Raw genomic sequence first — 17,485 nt, 5'->3', positions numbered from 1 at the left:
GTTTCAGGTGTTGCAACCCGAACCTTTTCCAAGATCGGCGATGACCGCCAGCGTCACTGTCGGCTGCGCGCTGCGCTATGCCGACCGCTCCGCGCGCGGCCTCCTACACCATCAGCGCGGACACGACCCAGGCCGCCCCCCGCCGACCCGCCCGATCACTGCGGCATCGGTGCGAATCGTGATAGACGTCCCGCAACGGGTTCCGTCCAGCCACAACCTCGCGATAGAGCCTGGGGCATCCAAAGGGCGACAACAAGCCGGATGGACAAGCGACACGCCATGCACGCATCGAACCAACGTTCAGCCACGACAACCCTTTTCGACGCCGTTTCGGCTGAAAATCCTGTCGACGTCCTTCGCCGGGTCTGGGGCTATCCGGCGTTTCGTGGAAAGCAGGCAGATGTCATCCGCCATGTCATGGCAGGGAAGGACGCACTCGTGCTCTTCCCGACCGGCAAGGGCAAGTCGCTCTGTTTCCAGCTTCCCGGCGTTTGCCTGCCCGGCGTCACCGTCGTCATCTCGCCGCTGGTGGCGCTGATGAGGGATCAGGTCGAAGAACTGAAGGCACTTGGGATCGCAGCCGAGTGCCTCTGGTCCCAGCAGTCCGAAGAGGAATCGCGCGCCGTCAGGGCGAGGCTCCGCGCCGGGCAGATCAAGCTGATCTACGTCACCCCGGAGCGTGTGGTCCTTCCCGGCTTCGCCGGCCTCTTCGGAGACGTACCGATCTCGCTGATTGCGATCGACGAATGCCACTGCGTCAGCAGCTGGGGCCATAACTTCCGCAAGGACTATCTCGGGCTCGGGAAACTGAAGGAACTTTATCCCGGTGTTCCGCGCATTGCCCTCACGGCCACGGCCGACCCCCACACACGTGACGATATCATCCGCCAGCTCCAGCTCGACGACGCCGCCGTCTTCGGAGACAGCTTCGACCGACCCAACATTACCTACCACATTGCAGAGCGGGACAACGCCAGGTCGCAGCTCGTTCGTTTCCTGCAGCGCCACGAAGGCTCCAGCGGCATCGTCTATTGCCTTTCGCGGCGCAAGGTCGAGGAAACCGCCACCTGGCTCAATGACCATGGCATCAAGGCGAGGCCGTACCATGCGGGCATGGACCCGGCCGTCAAGGCGGAGAACCAGGACGCGTTCCGGATGGAGGAAGACCTTTGCCTGGTCGCAACCGTCGCATTCGGGATGGGCATCAACAAGCCGAACGTCAGGTACGTCGCCCACCTGGACCTGCCTTCTTCCGTCGAAGGCTATTACCAGGAAACCGGACGTGCTGGTCGTGATGGCCTCCCCTCGGAAGCCTTCATGATCTATGGGATGCAGGACATCGTCCAACGTCAGCGGATGATCGACGAGGGCGATGCGTCAGACGAGATAAAGCGCATCGAACGGGCGAAACTGAGCGCGCTCCTCGGAATCTGCGAGACCGCCGGGTGCCGCCGGAAGGCGATCCTTTCCCATTTCGGCGAAGCGGCGCCTGACCGGTGCGGCAACTGCGACACATGTAACAATCCCGTCGAGACCTGGGATGGCAGCGAATCGTCAATCAAGGCGTTGGCGGCCGTCTATCGCACAGGAGAACGCTTCGGGACCGCACACGTGATCGACGTCCTTCTTGGAAAGGACACGGAACGGACAAGGAAGTTCGGGCATGACCAGCTGGCCGTCTTCGGCGTTGGCAAAGAGCTTCCTGCCCACGCCTGGCAATCGATTTTCAGACAACTCCTCGCTCTCGGCTACATCCGGGTTGCGCACGACGAATATGGCGCACTGAAGCTGGAGCCGGCTGCTCATCGTGTTTTCAAAAAGGAAGTGGCGGTGATCCTTCGTCGGGACGCCGTTGACACCGTCCGCAAAAGGGAACGAGGGAAACCCGTCGTGACGGCGACGAGAGCCAGATTGGCTGACGAGGACGAGAAGCTTTTCCAGGCGTTGCGCGCCGAGCGGCTGGCGATCTCCAGGTCCCTGGGTGTCGCGCCTTATGTCGTGTTTCCGGATACGACGCTTATTTCCTTCGCGACCGTCCGTCCGAAGACGGAGCAAGAGATGCTCTCGATCTCGGGTGTCGGAGCGACAAAATTCGCTCGCTACGGCGAGAAGTTCATGACCATCATCGCGGGTGGCTGATACGGAGGGCGGCACCGGCCGGCAGGCCGACCGGCCCGCCCCCGTCGTCATTCTGGTTACGCCGCCAACCGCGCCGCGTCGAGCGGGATTTCCACCTCGATTTCGAGAATGGAGACGTGCTCGTCACGGTCCATCTTGACCTGCACCTTGTCGCCATCGACCTGCACGTGCCTGGCGATCACGGCGAGGATTTCCTCGCGCAGCACGGCGACCAGATCCGATCCCATCGAGGCGCGTTCATGGGCGAGCAGCACCTGCAGCCGCTCGCGCGCCATCGGCGCCGACTTCTGCTTGCGGAACAGACTGAAGATGCTCATGCAGCCCTCCGTGCGAAGATCTTGCCGAGGATGCCGCGCTTTTCGCCTGGAATTTCGACCGGCAGAACCTCGCCGGCAAGCCGGCGGGCCGCAGCGAAATAGGCCTGCGCCGCACCGCTGCGGGTGTCGGCCAACGTGACCGGCGCGCCGATGTTGGAAGCCCGCAGCACGTCCATGCTCTCGGGGATGATGCCGAGAAGCGGGATCGAGAGGATTTCCAGCACGTCATCCACCTTCAGCATGTCGCCGCGCTGGGCGCGCGCGCCGTCATATCGGGTGAGCAGGAGGTGCTTTTCGATCCGCTCGCCGCGTTCGGCCTTGGCCGTCTTGGCGTCGAGAAGGCCGATGATGCGGTCGGAATCGCGCACGGAGGAGACTTCCGGATTGGTGACGACGACCGCCATGTCGGCGTGGCGCATGGCAAGTGTCGCACCGCGCTCGATGCCGGCCGGGCTGTCGCAGATCACCCAGTCGAAATAGCGCTTCAGTTCACCGATGACCTGTTCCACGCCTTCAGCCGTCAGGTTGTCCTTGTCGCGGGTCTGAGAGGCGGGCAACAGGTAAAGCGTCTCCAGCCGCTTGTCGCGGATCAGCGCCTGCGGCAGCTTGGCGTCGCCCTGGATGACGTTGATCAGGTCGTAGACGACGCGGCGTTCGGCGCCCATGACGAGATCCAGATTGCGAAGGCCGACGTCGAAATCGACGACGACGACCTTTTCGTTGCGCTGTGCGAGCGCAGCGCCCAGTGCGGCCGTCGAGGTGGTCTTGCCGACCCCGCCCTTGCCTGATGTGACGACGACTACCTTCCCCATCTTGCTCTCCTGTTTTCGGCCGGTTACGGCTCAGCTGAGTTTCTCTGCCATGATCGTGTCGCCTTCCAGCCACCACTGGGCGGGCTGCCCGCGCAGGCTGGCCGGCATGTCTTCCGCCATCTTGTAGACGCCGTCGATCGCCACCAGCTCCGCTTCGAGCTTGCGGCAGAAGATCCGGGCGGAGGCATTGCCGACGGAGCCCGCGAGCGCTCGTCCGCGCAAGGCGCCGTAGATGTGGATCGAACCTCCGGCGATCACCTCGGCGCCGGAAGCGACCGAACCGATGACCGTCACGTCGCCCTCGGCGAAGATCACCGATTGCCCCGAGCGCACCGGCTCGCGAATGATGAGCGACTGCAGCGCCTGGCGGGTCGCGGCAGGCTCCGGCGGCGGGGTCTCCCCGCGCTTCTCCGTCGCCGTTTCGCTGACCGCCACCTCGAAATCGGAGGCGGGCCGGCCACCCTTCAGGATCGGCGGCATTCCGGGCTCGACGAGCGAGGGACGCCCGCCCTCGATACCCATGATGCTGACATTCCGTTGCGCGAGCTCGGCAATGAGCGCCTTCAGCTCGGCACGATTGATGGCAAGCTCGGTGACGTCCAGCACGACCGGTCGCCCGAGAAAGAAGCCCGCCGAGCGCGCGGCGAGATCGTCGAGCCTTTTCAGCCAGTCGTCGAGCGGCAGATCGGGCGAGAGCACGACCGCCAGAAAGGAGCGGCCCTTGATGCGGATCGAGCGGGCGTCTGTTAGCACTTTGGTCATCTGCGTTAATGATTGGTTATCCTTGCCTACCTCCGGCATGGTTAACAAAGCGTTAACCGCAGCCGCTGACGATCGATACCGGATACGGCTGAGGCAGCCCCCGCCGGCCGCGCGAGGCGCGCCCCAATAACGCGTCGCGCCGTCGCCACGTTCTGCCCCCAATCATGGTTAACGATCGGTCAATATTTCGCTGCCTACGATGAAACCGGAATCACTGCTTCGCCGTTACCGGCGAGAAAATACGGGAGGATCGATCATGCTTGCGATTCTGAAGGCTATCCGCGAACACTTGGCGGAAACGCCCGACGCCTGGACCACTGCTCCCGAGATCTGCACCCCGGACACCGGCACCTATGCCGACGGCGCCCTGCCCCTGCAGTCGTTCGATCCGAAAGACCGCCGCGGCGAGACCGCCCGTGCCGCCTTCCTCCGCGACTATGGCCAGGGCCGGACCGTCAGGCCCGAGGGCGCCGGATACGCCTGAGCGACAACAGTCCGGCGAACGACGACCCGCAGTCGCCCGCCAGGACGCTTCGATTGCTCCATAACAGGGAATGATAGCCCGTTCGCGGGAGGAGAAGTTCTCCCTGCGTTGTGGCTCAGTTGCCCTATCGTCCGGGGGCATCTGTCTGCTAGACGGGAGCGGCATATTGAACCGCCGGGCACCCGGGGTTCGAAGAAAAGAGGCGCATCCCATGGCAGATCTTTCCAGCTTCCCCATCACGCGGAAATGGCCGCCGGCCAATCCGGACGTCATCCAGCTCTACTCGCTGCCGACCCCGAACGGCGTCAAGATCTCGATCGCCCTCGAAGAGCTCGGCCTCCCATACGAGGCGCACAAGGTGAGCTTCGCCACGAACGACCAGAAGAGCCCGGAATTTACGTCGCTGAACCCGAACGGGCGCATCCCGGCGATCATCGATCCCGACGGGCCGGACGGAAAGCCGATCGGTCTCTTCGAATCGGGCGCCATCCTCATCTATCTCGCCGAGAAGACGGGCCGGCTCATGCCGGCGACGGCGCGCGAGCGCTACGAAATGCTCTGCTGGATCATGTTCCAGATGGGGGGCGTCGGCCCGATGTTCGGGCAGTTCGGACACTTCCACAAATTCGCCGCCGACAAGGTTGCGAACAACTCCTATCCGGTCGAACGCTACCGCGACGAGGGCAAGCGGCTGCTCGGCGTTCTGGAGGCTCGCCTCAAGGATCGGCAATATCTGATGGGCGACGATTACACGATCGCCGACATCACCACGTTCCCATGGATCTGGTGCGCCGATTTCTACTATGGCGGACGCGAGGTGCTGGAATACGAGCGCTTCCCCGCGGTCATGGCATGGTTCGAGCGCTGCATGGCGAAACCCGCAAGCCAGAAGGGGCTGACAGTCCCGGCCTGAGGCTGCGCAGTACCGGCGTCACGATTTGGGCACGCCAAGGTCCCGCCGACTTCATCCGAGGTCGGCGGGATCGATTACGCCTGCGACAAGGTCGAGCGGCGTCCGGTTCGGGCGCCGTGCCGCAAGGGCAAGCCGATATCCGTCGCAAGGCAGGCACTCGAAGAACCGCCAGGCGTCGGGGTTGTTCGGCTCGGCAGGACCGTTTTCCGACGGCCAGAGCGTCACGCGCAGCGGGTCGAGTTGGAAGGCGGGCGAATCCAGCCTTCCCGACAATCCCTCGCCGGTCGCCTTGAGATAGGCTTCCTTCAGCGTCCAGAGCCGGAAGAATATCGAGCGGTATTCGGCGCCTGCGGCCTTCGCAAGCATCGCACGTTCGCCCGGCGCGAAGCGTTCGGCCACTGCCGACGGGACGTTGCCGTCACTCGCCTCGACATCGACACCGACCGGGACGCCCGCGATCACGCAGGCGACCAGACCACGGGCGTGCGAAATGTTGAAGTGGAGCCACGGCCGGAGATGGACGGCCGCAAGCGCCGGCTTGCCGAGCGGGCCGGCCTCGAATGCCCAGGCCTTCGGGTCGCCACCGAGCGCCTTGCTCAACATATGCCGGAGGAGCGCATGGGCGGCGACGTAGGCGGCCCGGTCGGCGCGATTGCGAAAACGCATCGCACGGCCCTGCTCCGAAGCGTCCAGGAGACCAAACCACCGGTCCAGGTGTCGCGCTTCCGCATCCGCCATCCGCAGCCACCGGAGCTGCACGCTCTCCTGGACAAGGGGAGCCGCCGACGCCGGACCGTCTCCGACGATGTGTCTTGCCGTTCGGCGCAAGCCACCTGCCTCTCCTTCCCGTGCCGACATCGCGGGCACCCCTCCGCGAACGGCAGTTCAGTCGCTGTCGAAATAGGCGAAGCGCAAGGCGCGTGGCAGACAGGTGACGAGCGAGCTTGAATGCTCGCCGCCCTCCTCGATATCGCAGCGCACCGCCACCCCATCACCATAGGTTTTCGCGAGCTGTTCAGAAAATGTCTGAACATTGCCGATCATGGCCCGGCGGCGGCGAAGTGACGCGTAGGAGACGTTTGCCGCGAGATCGACCTGCCATGGAGCCGGTTCTTCCTCCCACTGGCCGACCGTCAGGTAGGCGCGACGGGGGGCGTCGAATGCCGCTTTTTGCTCGGCGAGCCGGCCGAGCATCGTCTCACGCCCCCACCAGATGGAGGGGCTGACCGCCAGGAACGCACGGAAGTCCTGCGGCCGCTGACAGAGCCAGTCGAGCACAAGGTATCCGGCGAGCGAATGGCCAAGCAGTGCAGACTGATCCTCTCGGACGGGAAAGGTCGACCGGATGAAGGGCTTCAGCCGGTTTTCGACGAAATCGATGAAGGCCGCCTGGCCGCCGTAGCAGACACTCGCCTGCCATCCGGCATCGTCGATTTCGGGAGGGCCGCGAGTGAAGTCCTCGTATCGACGGTCGAGATCATAGTCGCCACCCTCGGAATAGCCGATGCCGACCACCACCATCGGATGGATGCCGCTCGCCTTCGGTCGACGTGAGAGGCGCCGCAGTGTCTCCACGACGAGCAGGAAATCGGCATTCGCATCCAGCAGGTAGAGGACGGGAAAGCCGCCGGGCGGAACCTCCACCGCCGGCACATGGACGAAGATCTCGTGCCTTCGACCGTCGGCGCCGGGCAGCGGGAAGCGCTCGCAATCCGGAACCATCAGGCTGCTGCCGGGCGGCCGGGCACGATCGAACGCATGAAAACGCCTTGTCTTGTTGTCAGCCACGCAGGGTCGCGCCTCCGTCCACGTAAATGTCGGCCATGGTGATGTGTCCCGCCTGATCGGAGAGAAGAAACAGCACCGCGTTTGCAACATCCTCCGGCATGGCGAGTTTCTTCAGCGGAATGCCCGTTCGGTAACTCGCAAGGTCACCCTCGATGACCTGCGCTTCCGCGGCCGGTGTCGTCCACATGCCGGTCTGCATCGGCGTCAGGGTCGAACCGGGCGCAACGATGTTGCACCGAACGCCGTGCCCGGCCACCTCCAGACCGAGGCAGCGCACGAACATCGTCGCCGCCGCCTTCGAGGCTGCATAGGCCGCCATGTTTTTCCGCGGAATGCCGGCCGCATTCGAGCCGACGACGACGATGGCGCCCTGTCCGCGTTCGGCCATGCGGGCGGCGAGCGCCCGGCAGACGAAGAAGGTGCCGTGGCAGTTGACGTCGAAAACGCGGCGCCAGACGTCACCTGAAAGCTCGGCCACGGGCGTCGTATCCAGGATGCCGGCGACGTTCACCCCGAAGTCGAAGCCGCCCATCTCCGCATCTGCCTCGGCAATCACACGCTGCACTGCTACCTCGTCGCTGATATCGAGCGCTGTACCCCACACCGGGCCTTCTGCAGCGCTCCAGGTGGGGTCGGCCTGCCTGTCCGTCGCGAAGACCCTTACGCCCGAAGCCACCAAGCCGTCGACCACAGCGCGGCCGACGCCCCCTGCCGCCCCCGTCACGAAGGCCGCCTTTCCTGCCAGTCCCGTCAGTTGCATCCCCGATCCTCCCGCGCCGCCATTTCTGCCGCGAGAAGCGGTGCGATCGCCTCCACCGCCGGCGGCGAAGTCAGCTCTGCATGGATAAACGGCACCCGGTGCTCCCTCACCGCCCCCGCATAGGCGCGCCAATCCGCCGGCGAGAGCCGCCTGTTCCCGGAAGGCGCCGCGGCCACATGCAGAATTGTGCCCGGATAGGACTCGTGAACATGCTCGCGCACCAGTCGGTTGTTGCCGCACACGACGCGCATGATGCCCTCAAAGGCAGTCTCGGGCAGCGCCGCGAGCGGGCTTTCCTTGCGACGGAGGAAATCCCTGACCGCATCCCGTGTCATGGGCAGGTCGAGGAGCCGGTCTGGATCATGGCCTGCGATGGCGAGAAGCGCCTTCAGCCCGGCGTCCGGGCCGGGGTCCGGCTCGTTGCGCCAGCAGTCGGCCGGATAGGAATCGAGCATGACGAGGCATCCAACGGACCGGCCCGACCGGACGAGCGCGTTTGCAACCGCATGCGCGATGATACCCCCGACCGACCAGCCGCAAAGATGCACCGGTCGGGCGCCGGCCACCTCCCCTATGCGTCGGGCATAGGCGAGCGCCATGGCCTGCAGGCTTTCCGGCTCGGGACGACCGGGGTCGAGCGCCTCGGCCTGGATGCTCCAGACCGCACGTTCGCCGGCGAGAGCGCGCGCATAACCACCATAGCACCAACCAATGCCCCCGGCCGGGTGGATCATGAAGAGCGGCGGCGCATCATTGTCGGTGGCATTGAGCTTGATCACCGGCTGCAATCCGTTGTCGTCCGCCCTCGCCTCGCCGTCGAGATGCGCGGCAAGCCGCTTCACCGTCGGGTAGCGGAACAAGGTACCGAGTCCGATATCGCGACCGAAGAGGCGACCGAGCTGTTGCACGGCGAGCACCGCCAGCAGGGAATGGCCGCCGAGGGCGAAGAAGTCATCGTCGCGGCTGATGGGTTCGCCGGGTTCCAATAGGCTGGCGAAGAGATCAGCGACGATCTGCTCGGTTCCCGGAAGGGGCGGCTCGCCCCGCCCGGCCGAAAACCGGGGTGCCGGCAGGGCATTGCGGTCGAGCTTGCCGTTGGAAGACAGCGGCATGGCTGGAAGGCAGACGAGCAGCGACGGGACCATGTAGTCAGGCAGATGGCGCTCAAGGTGCCGCCGCAACGCCGGCTCCTCAACTGCGGGCGAGGCAACGTAATAGCCAACGATCCGTTTCTCCGGTCCCGCCTGGTGCAGGATCACGACGGACTGGGTGACGTGCGGATACGAGAGAATGGCAGCCTCGATCTCGCCGAGTTCGATCCTGAGACCGCGCAGCTTGATCTGGTTGTCCAGCCTGCCGAGATAGTCGATCGCGCCGTCCGGCCGCAGCCGCGCAAGATCGCCCGTGTCGTACATCCGCTCGCCCTTGTGGAAAGGGTCCATCACAAAACGCTCGGCGGTGAGATCGGGCCGCCCGACATATTCGCGGGCAAGCTGCACGCCGGCGATATAGAGCCGTCCTGCCACCCCCGGCGGCACCGGCCTCAGGCGTCCGTCGAGGACGTAAAGACGAGTGTTCCAGACGGGCAAGCCGATCGGAACGGGATTGGAACCATCGTCGGGAGACGCCGCCCAATAGCTGACGTCGACCGCGGCCTCGGTCGGGCCGTAGAGATTGTGCAGTTCGGCGGAGATCTCGCGATGGAAGCGGTCCCGCAGATCGGCCGTCAGTTCCTCGCCGCTTGCAAAGACGCGCCGCAACGAAAGGCCCCGCGCCTTCGGCTCCGACACGAAGGCCGAAAGCATCGACGGCACGAAGTGTGCGGTCGTCACGCCATTCTCCCGGATGAGGCGCGCGAGCCATTCTGGATCCTTGTGCGCCTCGGGCGGCGCCATCACCAGGGTCCCTCCCGCAAAGAAGGAGAGGAAGAATTCCCAGACCGAGACGTCGAAGGTCATCGGGGTCTTCTGCAGGATGACATCGTCAGCCGAAAAGCCGTAATGGGTCTTCATCCATTCCAGCCGGTTGACGATCGCGCGGTGTTCGACGAGCACCCCCTTCGGCTCGCCGGTCGAGCCAGAGGTGAAGATCACATAGGCTGCATCGTGGGGGCCGACGGCCGGCAGCGCGTCGCCGGATGGTTTGGTTTCCCAGGTGGAGGGGGCAAGGACCGGCACGTCCCCGATCAGCACGCCGTCGGGCGCGAGTGCCAGAACTGGTGTGCCGCGGGCAAGCATGCGTTCGATCCGCTCGGCCGGATGGGAGAGATCGACGGGCATGTAGGCGGCACCGCTCCGCAAGATGGCGACAAGTCCGATCAGAAGCTCCGTCGAGCGCGGCAGCGCCACAGCGATGCGCCGGTCGCGACCGGCGCCGGCCGCGATCAGTTGCCGGGCGAGCGCCGCCGAGCGGCGGTCCAGCTCGGCATAGCTCAGGGTCTCATCGCCGAACCTAACGGCCACCCGCCCGGCGTGGTCGGCAAAGGCTTCGTCGATCACCTCCACGAGCGTCACAGGCTCCACCACATGGCCGGTCTCGTTCAGTGTTCCGATCAGCCATGCGGCCTCTGTATCCGTCACCGTCGGGACATCGGCGAGCGTGCCGTCGGCGAGCGCGGACGCGACCGACCGATCGAGGAAGTGCAGGAAGCGTTCCGCGTGCGCACGGAGCTCCACCGTACCGTAGAGGCCCGGATTGGCGTCGATCTCGACCGTCAGGTTCGTCCGCATCGGGTCGCCGCGGAAGGAGAAGGTAATGTCGTCGACCGGGCCGGTTCCGAGCCGCTCCGTGGTGACCGTGGTACCCTCGAGTCTCAGATCCCCCTCGTAGGGCAGCACGTTGACCAGCGGCCCGAACAGCCGCCGCTGGCCACCGCCGAGACCGAGATCGCGGCGGATATGCTCATGGCGATAGCGTCCGTGGCGACGCGCCACCGCGAGCGTCGCGGCTGCCGCGACGAGCCAGTCACAGAAGGGCTGGTCCTCGTCGATCCTCAGGCGCACCGGCAGGATGTTCATCAGCATCAGCGGCACGCGCGCCGCGGGCGAACCGAAACGCCCCATGAAGGCGACGCCGACCGTCACGTCCTGCTGCCCGACGAAACGCGCGTAGTAGGCCGCGACGAGAGCCGTCACGATGTCGCTCCAGCCCAGTTTGAGCACCATCGAAAGTTCGCGAAGCCGTTCGGTCAGCGCCACCGGAACAGCCTGGACCTCATGATGATAGCTGCGGGCGGTCAGGGCCGGCCCCTGCTTGATGCCGGCCACCTCCGGCATGTCCTTCAGGGCGTCGACCCAGAAGGCACGGTCCTCGGCATGTTGCGGCGAACCCCCGTAAAGCCGGTCCTGTTCGAGCGCGATCTCGAGTGGAGACAGCGCCGGCCCTGCGTCCGCCGCGCCGCGATTATAGAGCTCTGCCGTCCGCGACAGGATGAGATGGGTCGCAAAACCGTCGGCGACGACGTGGTGAAGCCGCACGTACCACCAGAAGCGGTCATCGCCGAACCGGTAGAGCCGGAAGAGAGCCGGGCTCTGCCGGGCGAGATCGAGCGGCGTTTCCATGTCGCGCCGGATATCGCTGCGGGCGATGGCGGCGGGATCGGCCTCTTGCGACAGGTCGACGATCGAAAGCGGCGGCTCCTCGCCGGGATCGCGGACCTGTCGGTTGTCGTCGAGAATGCGAAGCGACAGGCTGTCGGCTTCCTTATGGAGCTTGGCGACGGCACGGGCGAACCGCTCGACATCGAGCGCGCCGCAGATCTCCATCACCTGGCCGGTGTTGAAGACCGGGTTAACCGGGTCGAGCGCCTGGGCGAACCACAGTCCGCGCTGAGCCTCTCCGAGCGGGTGGACCTCCAGGAGGTCGGAGCTGTCGGAACGCACGGTGCCAGCCAAGGATGCCATGGGTCAGGTCCTTTCCATGTCCTGCTGCCGCGCGATGACGGCCCACCAGCCGGCAAGTGTGACGTCGGCGGCAAGTTCGGAGAAGTCGAGCTTGAGGCCCTGCTGTTCCCAGGAGAGCACGAGCGCCATCGCCCTCATGGAGTCGAGCCCGAGATCCATCAGATTGTCGCCGGTGCCGATCTCGGAAGGGTCGACATGGATCATCCGGGCGATGTCCCGGCGGAGCGTCTCGATCGTGAAATCCGCCATCGCTCACGCTCCCCCGATCTCTTGAAGCGCGCGGGTGAGCCCGAGCGGTACAGCGAAGGTGCTCGCGGCATAGGCGAGCGCCATGTCGTGCTTCTCGCGGGAGAAATCCGCGAGGCAGTCGGCGACGAGGAAGGGCTCTATGTCCTGCTGGAAAGCATCGGCAGCGGTCAGCGTGCAGCCGATATGGGCGTAGACACCGCAGACGAGCAACTGGTCCCTGCCCCGGACGCGCATCAGATGGGCAAGATTGCTGTGCTGGAAGGCGCTGTAGCGGTGCTTGACCAGAACCACGTCCCCTACCTCGGGGGCGAGGCGCGCGTCGATGTGCTGGTGCTCCGGTGCACTCGTCATGCCGGGTCCCCAGAGATCGGCCTGAAGCCCTCGGTCGCGCCGGTCCTGATTGCCGTTCTGCGCCGTGTAGAAGACCGGAATGCCTTTGGCACGGCAGGCTCTGGCGAGGCTCCGGATGTTTTCGACCACCGGCGCGATCGGTGCAGCATCGGCCGCAAAGGCGCCGATGAAGTAGTTCTGCATGTCGTGGATCAGCAGCGCGGCACGCTTCGGCTCGAGCCGCCACGGTGCGCGCGCGGTCGGAAGCTCGTCGGCGCGGGGCAGGTCGTAGGCGGCAATCCTCGGCAGTCCCATCCTATACCTCCTCTTTCTCGCGGCTCAAGAGCGCGTCCCGCAACCGCTGGCGCAGCACCTTGCGGCTCACCTTTCCGACTGCTGTGGTCTCGAAGCTCTCGGCAAAGACGATCTGGTCGGGCACCTTGAACTCCGCGAGCCCGCGCGCCCGGATGAACGACTTGAGTTCGGCGGTAGCGGGCTTCGGCCCGTCCGGAATGACGAAGGCGCAACTGCGTTCGCCGAGATACGGGTCGGGGATCGCCACCACCGCCGCATCGAACACCCCCGGATGGGCGAGCAGATGGTCCTCGATCTCCTCGGCGGAGATCTTCTCGCCGGCGCGGTTGATGTGGTCACCGGCGCGGCCCTCGACGACTAGGTATCCCTCGGGCGTCATGCGCACGATGTCGCCGGTCCTATAGTAGCCGTCGGCGGTGAAAGCCCGCTGATTGGCGGCAGGGTCATTGTGGTAGGCGCGGATCGTATAGGGTCCGCGGGTGAGGAGGAGACCCCGCTCCCCCGCCGGCACCGGTTGCCCCATGTCGTCGACAATCAGGATCTCGTCGTCGGGGCTGATCGGCCGCCCCTGCGTTTCTGTGACCAGTTCGTCCGGATCGTCGAGCCGCGTGTAGTTGACGAGACCCTCGGCCATGCCGAAGACCTGCTGCAGCTTGCATCCGAGCGTCGAGGACACCCGCCGCGCCGCCTCGGGCGCGAATTTTGCGCCGCCGACCTGCAGGACTTCGAGACTCGAGATGTCGAACGTCGACCGCCCCGCCGCCTGCATCCAGAGGAGTGCGAGCGGCGGCACCAGTCCGGTCATCGTCACCCGCTCCTGCTCGATCCAGTGAAACGCCGTCTCCGGGCTCGGCGACGGGCACATGACGATACGTGCGCCGGCATATATCGCGCCGAAGATCCCCGGCGAGCTCATCGGAAAATTGTGGGCGACCGGCAGGCTGGCCATGTAGACGGTGTCGGGTGTCATCCCGCAGATTTCCGCGCTCGCCCGGAAACTGTAGATATAGTCGTCGTGCGTGCGCGGAATGAGCTTGGAGAGCCCGGTGCTGCCGCCCGAAATCTGCAGAAACGCTACGCTTTCGGGCGCGGGGTCCACCGGAAGTGGCGCGTCGCCGGCCGGGAGGTCATCAAGGCTCGGGAATTCCTCCGCCTCCCCGACCACGATGACATGGCGCAGCGCCGGCACCTCCTGCTTCACCTTGCGGGCGAGCGCACGGTAGTCGAAGCCGCCATGACGGTCTGCGACGATGTAGCCGACCGCTTCGGCCCGGTGGAGGAAGTGAACGATCTCCATCTCCCGGTGTGCCGGCAGCGAAAATACCGGGATCAGGCCGGCGCGGAAGAGGCCGAAGACGACGGAAAGAAAGGCCGTGCAGTTCGGCAGCTGCACCACCACGCGGTCGCCGGGCGTGAGGCCCGCAGAGAGCAGCCCGCGGGCGATCCGTTCGGCTCGATCATGCAGTTCGCGGTAGGTCCAGCGTCCGTCGGTGCCGACAACCGCGAGGTTGTCCGGATAGGCGGCGACCGTTCTGCGCAACACGCCGAACATGGTTTCGCCGCGCCAGTAGCCTTTTTCCCGGTAGCGTTCGGCAAGATGTTGGGGCCAGGTCTGTCGAAGCGGCTGCATCTCAGGCCTCTCCGATCTGCGCGGCGGAAAGGCCGAACGCTTCCAGCATGGCGGAAAACTTGTGGGCGGTCTCGGCAAGCTCGCCTTCCGGTGTCGAGCCGGGGACAATCCCCGCGCCGGCATAGAGGCGGGCGTGCCGGCCCTCGATCTCGGCGCAGCGGATCGAGACATACCAGCGGCCGTCGCCGGAGGAATCACACCAGCCGACCGCGCCGGCGTAGAAGCCGCGGTCATAACCTTCGAGATCGCGGATGACCGCATCGGCCTCTCTGCGCGGCATGCCGCAGACCGCCGGCGTCGGGTGCAGGAGCGCCGCGAGCTCGACACTCGACGTTCCGATATCCTTCAGCGCTCCTTTGATCCGCGTGCCGAGATGCCACATGCTGCGGGTGGCCTTGAGCGTCACGCCGTCCGGAGCTTGAAGCTCCGTGCAGAGTGGAGAAAGCACGTCCATGATCTGCTCGACCACCAGCGCATGCTCGCGCCGATCCTTTTCGGAGCTCAGCAACGCCTCGGCCGCTTCGCGGTCGCGCGCGGCATCCGGGCTCCGCCGCGCCGAGCCGGCGAGCGGATGGGAAAAGACGCGCGATCCCCGTCGCTCCACCAGAAGTTCGGGCGTCGCGCCCACAAGGAAGCGCAGACTTGCCTCCCGTGGCGACAACGGCGTGGCAAACGTCACGACGGCATCATCGACCGCGAGCCTCGCTATGAGGGCCGGTATGGAGATGTCGCTGCCGACGGTGATCATGAGGCTGCGAGACAGGACGATTTTGCGCAGGCTGTCCGGTTCCTCACGGAGCCGCGCGAGCCCGCGAGCGACGGCCGCCGAGAAGACGTCTGCCGGCGGCTCCGCCGTCACCTGCGTGCCGAAGCCTTGGGGCGCGAGGCGGCCGGCCGGTGTGGCGAGTTCGTGGCGGCCCATGACCCGCAGCGCCTTTTCCGGGCGAAGAAGATAGGCCGGAGCCTCGCGGGCATAGGGGATCGCGCCGACCAGAATGTCGGGACCGGTCGGGTGTTCTTCGAAATGACGCCGGACGCGGTCTGCAAGATCGGCGATGGCACCGCCCGGCAGCTCGCGCGCGACGCCATAGGCAAGCAGGGTCTCGTCGCCGGACCGGAGCACGTAGGACGGGCGGTTCGCCGGGAAGACCCGATCTTCGGGCAGTACGTCATTCAAGGTCGACGGATGGACCATGGTGAACTCCTATGTCTGGGTTTTCTGCCGACGAACGCAGTGGCGTCCGGCGGATCACTTCGTCCAGTAGGTGCCCGCTAGCGGCACGGCGGTGCGGGCATTCAGCTCTTCGAGAGCCTGTCCCGCGTCGAAATCTGTGAAGGCCTGCGGGTAACACCACGCCGCCATCAGTTGCATCGCCAGGAGGTCGAAGCCGGGCGCCAGCAATTGCGACGACATACCGTGGACGCGGCCGGATGCGACCGCCGGCAGGCTCGAAAAGCCGGGGCGTGAAAGCAGCCGCACAAGCGAGGCCTCGGTCGTTTCGGCGTCATAGGAAGGGCCGATCAGCAGGCCGTTACGTTTCTCCATGTAGGGGCCACCGGTCGCGATGTAGACCTCCGGGCCGGAAGAGATCACGTGTTCCGTGCTCACCTGCCCGAACGGGCGTCCCTTCAGGATGTCGCCGATATTCCGCACCTTGATGAGGGCGAGTATCCTGCCGAAGTTTTCCGTTCCCGGAGAATTGCAGCAAGCCTCGCTCGTCGAGGCATGCGTCTCCATGAAGACGGTCGGCGATCCGGCCGCGGCGACCGCGTCTACGCGCGCCACCAGCCCGGCGATCTCCCCATCGCGGAAGTCGGCAAAGGCATCGGCCGCCGCCTCGTTTCCCGTCAGCCGGCCGAGCAGTCGAATACTCTCCCCGGTATGGGCGAGCGGATCGAGCGTGAAATCGACATAGGCGACGGGAATGCCGAGCGCCTCGAGCTGCGCGATCTGTTCGGGCGCGACATGAGAATAGAGTGAGAGCAGCACCAGATCCGGCTCCGCCGCGGCGATCTCCTCCACGGAGAGGTTCTGCTGGTTGCTCGCAATCTGCGGCAGCCCGTCGATCTGCGGAAAGCGCGCGCGATAGGCCTGGTAGAGATCTTCGCCGATCCGTGCCACGTCGTGCGGCCAGGCCGCGACAAGCGCCGGAGCCTCCTTGCCCACGAACGAGAGGGCGATGATGATGCGGGCATCATCGACGGCCAGCCTGCGGGCAGGCGCCCGCAGATGGACCTCGCGACCCTTGAGATCGGTCGTGATGATCTCGGCCTCTGCGGCGAAGGCCGACAGCAGCGTCAGGAGCATCGCTGCGAGCGTCCCCGCCAGACGGCAGACCGCCCCCGGCCGTATGACAGCATGTCTCGGTCCGGTCATCGCGACGGCCCTCAGGCGGCGACGCCGGCGACCGTCACCCGTTCGACGGCACGCGCCCGCGGACGAATGAAGGTCATTCCATCGCCGAGCGGCACCAGCGACATGTCCACCCGATCGTCGGACTGGATCTTGAGATTGAGGCTGCGAAGCGCCACCGTTTCCGGCCGCATGTCCTCCGGGTCGGCCACGGAGCGCCCCCAGAACATATTGTCGAAGCAGATCAGGCCACCCGGCCGCACGAGCTTCAGGCACAGCTCGTAATAGGTGTCGTAGCTTTCCTTGTCGGCATCGATGAAGGCGAAGTCGAAACCGGCCCCGCCTTCCTCCGCCAGGATCCCCTCCAAGGTGCGGGTGGCATCCCCGAGACGCAGCTCGATCCGGTCGTCGAGACCGGCCTCCCTCCAGTAGGATCTGGCGACCGCCGTCCATTCCTCGCTGGCGTCGCAGGCGACGAGGATGCCGTCCTCCGGCAGGACGTCTGCGACACAAAGGGCGCTATATCCGGTGAAGGTGCCGATTTCGAGCACGCGTCTGGCTCCTATGCTCCGCGCCAGAAGCGCGAGCAACTGACCGGCGGCGGGGGTGGTCATCATGTGACCCTCGGCAAGTGCCAGCGTCTGCTCCCGCAACCTTCTGAGGAGCGGCGTCTGGCGCGTGCCGCAATCGATGACGTACTGGCGGATCTGCTGGTCCGGGATCTTCGGCAT

16 protein-coding genes are annotated in these 17,485 nt (G+C 65.6%); 3 read left to right on the top strand and 13 right to left on the bottom strand.

Features of this window, described 5'->3' with window-relative positions; genetic code table 11:
* Nucleotides 1-279: 279 nt before the first annotated feature.
* Complete coding sequence (gene recQ, locus NHF53_RS16710; RefSeq protein ID WP_252835258.1) at nt 280-2,139, top strand: DNA helicase RecQ; 1,860 nt, start codon at nt 280-282, stop codon at nt 2,137-2,139.
* Nucleotides 2,140-2,195: 56 nt separating this feature from the next.
* Here the strand turns inward: recQ and minE are convergent, their stop codons facing one another.
* The 3 genes from minE to minC are packed head-to-tail and all read right to left on the bottom strand — an operon-like array spanning nt 2,196 to nt 4,030.
* Complete coding sequence (gene minE / locus NHF53_RS16705; protein ID WP_252835257.1) at nt 2,196-2,456, bottom strand: cell division topological specificity factor MinE; 261 nt, start codon at nt 2,454-2,456, stop codon at nt 2,196-2,198.
* Complete coding sequence (gene minD, locus NHF53_RS16700) at nt 2,453-3,268, bottom strand: septum site-determining protein MinD (protein ID WP_112690328.1); 816 nt, start codon at nt 3,266-3,268, stop codon at nt 2,453-2,455. The genes minE and minD overlap by 4 nt, the downstream gene beginning before the upstream one ends.
* A gap of 30 nt (nt 3,269-3,298) precedes the next feature.
* Nucleotides 3,299-4,030 (bottom strand): septum site-determining protein MinC, encoded by a 732-nt coding sequence (gene minC / locus NHF53_RS16695; protein WP_252835256.1) that lies wholly within the window; start codon nt 4,028-4,030, stop codon nt 3,299-3,301.
* 256 nt (nt 4,031-4,286) lie between these two features.
* Between minC and NHF53_RS16690 the strand changes: the two genes are divergently transcribed.
* Both NHF53_RS16690 and NHF53_RS16685 read left to right on the top strand, forming a co-directional pair.
* Nucleotides 4,287-4,514, top strand: coding sequence for a hypothetical protein (locus NHF53_RS16690; RefSeq protein WP_114363315.1), 228 nt, complete (start codon nt 4,287-4,289; stop codon nt 4,512-4,514).
* A gap of 211 nt (nt 4,515-4,725) precedes the next feature.
* On the top strand, nt 4,726-5,427 hold the full coding sequence (locus tag NHF53_RS16685; RefSeq protein WP_252835255.1) for a glutathione S-transferase family protein: 702 nt from the start codon (nt 4,726-4,728) through the stop codon (nt 5,425-5,427).
* A 51-nt stretch (nt 5,428-5,478) separates the two neighbouring features.
* Here the strand turns inward: NHF53_RS16685 and NHF53_RS16680 are convergent, their stop codons facing one another.
* From NHF53_RS16680 to NHF53_RS16635, 10 genes are all read right to left on the bottom strand, one after another.
* Nucleotides 5,479-6,165: a 4'-phosphopantetheinyl transferase superfamily protein gene (locus tag NHF53_RS16680; protein ID WP_374591258.1), complete on the bottom strand. Its 687-nt coding sequence runs from the start codon at nt 6,163-6,165 to the stop codon at nt 5,479-5,481.
* A gap of 147 nt (nt 6,166-6,312) precedes the next feature.
* The gene (locus tag NHF53_RS16675) at nt 6,313-7,215 is read right to left on the bottom strand and encodes an alpha/beta hydrolase (RefSeq protein WP_252835253.1); all 903 of its coding nucleotides are present in this window, start codon (nt 7,213-7,215) and stop codon (nt 6,313-6,315) included.
* The gene (dhbA, locus tag NHF53_RS16670; protein WP_252835252.1) at nt 7,208-7,975 is read right to left on the bottom strand and encodes a 2,3-dihydro-2,3-dihydroxybenzoate dehydrogenase; all 768 of its coding nucleotides are present in this window, start codon (nt 7,973-7,975) and stop codon (nt 7,208-7,210) included. The genes NHF53_RS16675 and dhbA overlap by 8 nt, the downstream gene beginning before the upstream one ends.
* A complete protein-coding gene (locus NHF53_RS16665) occupies nt 7,966-11,877 on the bottom strand; it encodes an amino acid adenylation domain-containing protein (RefSeq protein ID WP_252835251.1) in 3,912 nt (1,303 codons plus the stop codon). Before NHF53_RS16665 ends, dhbA begins: the two co-directional genes overlap by 10 nt.
* Nucleotides 11,878-11,880: 3 nt before the next feature.
* On the bottom strand, nt 11,881-12,126 hold the full coding sequence (locus NHF53_RS16660; RefSeq protein WP_252835250.1) for a phosphopantetheine-binding protein: 246 nt from the start codon (nt 12,124-12,126) through the stop codon (nt 11,881-11,883).
* A gap of 3 nt (nt 12,127-12,129) precedes the next feature.
* On the bottom strand, nt 12,130-12,771 hold the full coding sequence (locus tag NHF53_RS16655) for an isochorismatase family protein (protein WP_252835249.1): 642 nt from the start codon (nt 12,769-12,771) through the stop codon (nt 12,130-12,132).
* A gap of 1 nt (nt 12,772) precedes the next feature.
* Nucleotides 12,773-14,401, bottom strand: coding sequence for a (2,3-dihydroxybenzoyl)adenylate synthase (locus NHF53_RS16650; protein ID WP_252835248.1), 1,629 nt, complete (start codon nt 14,399-14,401; stop codon nt 12,773-12,775).
* A gap of 1 nt (nt 14,402) precedes the next feature.
* A complete protein-coding gene (locus tag NHF53_RS16645; protein WP_252835247.1) occupies nt 14,403-15,596 on the bottom strand; it encodes an isochorismate synthase MenF in 1,194 nt (397 codons plus the stop codon).
* 54 nt (nt 15,597-15,650) lie between these two features.
* Nucleotides 15,651-16,778 carry an ABC transporter substrate-binding protein gene (locus tag NHF53_RS16640; protein ID WP_252835246.1) on the bottom strand — a complete coding sequence of 376 codons (1,128 nt, stop codon included), beginning with the start codon at nt 16,776-16,778 and terminating at the stop codon, nt 15,651-15,653.
* Between the two features lie 11 nt (nt 16,779-16,789).
* Nucleotides 16,790-17,485 carry an O-methyltransferase gene (locus NHF53_RS16635; protein ID WP_252835245.1) on the bottom strand — a complete coding sequence of 232 codons (696 nt, stop codon included), beginning with the start codon at nt 17,483-17,485 and terminating at the stop codon, nt 16,790-16,792.

This window comes from Ciceribacter sp. RN22 (genome assembly GCF_024054295.1).
Taxonomy (GTDB): Bacteria; Pseudomonadota; Alphaproteobacteria; order Rhizobiales; family Rhizobiaceae; genus Allorhizobium; species Allorhizobium lividum.
This window is presented reverse-complemented; position numbering and strand designations above follow the sequence as displayed.